Genomic DNA, 1,940 nt, shown 5'->3' with positions numbered 1-1,940 from the left:
AAGTCTCCATGGCACCACGTATGCGCCAGGAACCCGGACAGCTGATGGCGTTCGATCCTTCAACGCCAGATCGAGAACCGCAGAAAGCGCGGCAAGCGCATCGATGCTAACAAACGGATGAGCTGTCAAAAGCTCGGCGTCAGGGCATGCCGTCCGGTCGAACATCCATGCTGGAACTTCCAGCCAACGATCTGTTTGCGCCCCGTCCAGGGTGCAGCGAAAAACGACATCATCGGCCTTGTCGACGGTCCCATGAACGCAAACTCGACGACCAAACCAAGGATGATGCCGGTAAAGAACCTCGCGGAAAACGGTCCTGTGGGCGTTCTCAAACGTTGTTGTACAACGCCACGCGAACTCATTTGTCATTGAAAAAGGATGCCCCGGTCCCTCGTGGCGTTGAGTGGGCCGGGAATATCGTCTGCCGCCCGATCCTGGGTGGACTGCACCATCAATATGGCCGGATGTGATTTACGGTAGGCACAGCCGGACATCGGAATAGTCGATGGGCAGTTCGAGTACTTGACCGTGGGTGGCGTCACGTTACCGCTGCCGTTCACCACACGGATGACGGTCGTGCGCCATTTCGAATGGTAATCTGTTCCTGCACTCACCGATCAAATTTGATGAGGCGCTGGCAAGCGAGCTGCAAGGGATGGGGACAATCCGACATCTCGTGTCACCCAACCAGTTTCACTATGCTCATATCGGGGAGTGGTCGAAAGCCTTTCCCGATGCGATCCCATGGGCTTCACCGCGTGTACGCCAAAGAGCGCGCGCTCGGCACATCGACGTCACGTTTGCGCGAGACCTCGACTTCAATTCGCCAGAAGAATGGCGGCAAGAGATCGACCAGACGCTATTTCCGGGTGGGTACTTCAAAGAGTTCATTTTCTTTCACCAGAAATCGAAGACGCTGGTTCTCACGGACACGATTATCAACATCGAGTTGGATAAGATGCCCGAGCCCTGGCGCACGGCGACAAAGCTCAGCGGGATGTACCATCCACGCGGGCAAATATTCTTTGGCATGCGGCTGCCGCTATTGCTGCAGCAGCGAAAGGCTAAAGCAGCATTCGCAAAAATCCACTCTTGGCGACCGGAGCGCATTGTGCTCAGCCATGGCCGGTGTTTCGAGGCTCATGGCAACGAAGTCATCAGGAGGATATTTGGAGGGCCGGCACCTTGACAGTGCTCACTCGGCCGCGCCGAGAGCCAAATTGCCGCCTTTGGCCCTTCGCGACCGATCTAGCGCGCCTCGGAGACAGAGCCGACTTGATTTGCTCGCCGCGAGTTTGTGATCTAGCCGGACACTCCTAAAGCGACAGGCTAGTTCGAGCATGGAACCGACATAAGACCTATGTTTATTACGCCGGCGTGTGCGGTGGATCTAGGGTCATGTGTGGCACCACTTCGCTTCCTCTGAAATGGTAAAGTAGCGGATGCCAATCTCGGCTTTCCTCAAGGCAGACTTGTTCGTGGTCGCCGCGGCCGCCGCATTGTTCGCAGCAGCCGGCACGGTCGCCATCCCGGGCTTTTGGGTCTATCTCGCAATCTTCGCCGTCGTCATGATCGTTTCGTTCGCGGCGCTCGATCCGGACCTCTTGCGCGAACGCATGCAGCCGGACGGCAAGAAGCCGCCGCTGGCGTTGAAGGTCTTCTCGCTGGTTCTGTTCATGCATTGGATCGTTGCCGGGCTCGATCGTGGCCGTTTCCATAGGAGCGATGACGTCCCCGGCTGGCTGCAAGGCATTTGCCTGTTCACGGTCGGGTCCGGTTACGCCCTGGCACTATGGGCTATGCACGTGAACCGGTTTTTCTCGTCAGTCATTCGCATCCAAACCGACCGCGGCCAGCACGTCGTCACCACGGGACCCTACGCCTTCGTCCGCCATCCCGGATACACCGCAGGGATTCTGATTATAGCGGCAAGCGGACCC

General features: G+C 57.6%; 3 protein-coding genes. 2 read left to right on the top strand and 1 reads right to left on the bottom strand.

All coding sequences use genetic code 11. The features are described 5' to 3' along the window. Positions 1 to 369: hypothetical protein (locus tag AC630_RS46575; RefSeq protein WP_208867125.1), on the bottom strand; the 369-nt coding region annotated here is incomplete at its 3' end. Between the two features lie 214 nt (positions 370 to 583). Between AC630_RS46575 and AC630_RS42210 the strand changes: the two genes are divergently transcribed. Both AC630_RS42210 and AC630_RS43215 read left to right on the top strand, forming a co-directional pair. Next, positions 584 to 1,189: a DUF4336 domain-containing protein gene (locus tag AC630_RS42210; protein ID WP_349540254.1), complete on the top strand. Its 606-nt coding sequence runs from the start codon at positions 584 to 586 to the stop codon at positions 1,187 to 1,189. Between the two features lie 253 nt (positions 1,190 to 1,442). Continuing rightward, positions 1,443 to 1,940 (top strand): methyltransferase family protein (locus AC630_RS43215; protein ID WP_143198783.1); only part of this gene is annotated, 498 nt, incomplete at its 3' end.

This window comes from Bradyrhizobium sp. AS23.2, from assembly GCF_001908185.1.
Classification (GTDB): domain Bacteria; phylum Pseudomonadota; class Alphaproteobacteria; order Rhizobiales; family Xanthobacteraceae; genus Bradyrhizobium.
The sequence above is the reverse complement of the archived record's forward strand: the minus strand, read 5'-3'. Positions and strand labels throughout refer to the sequence as shown.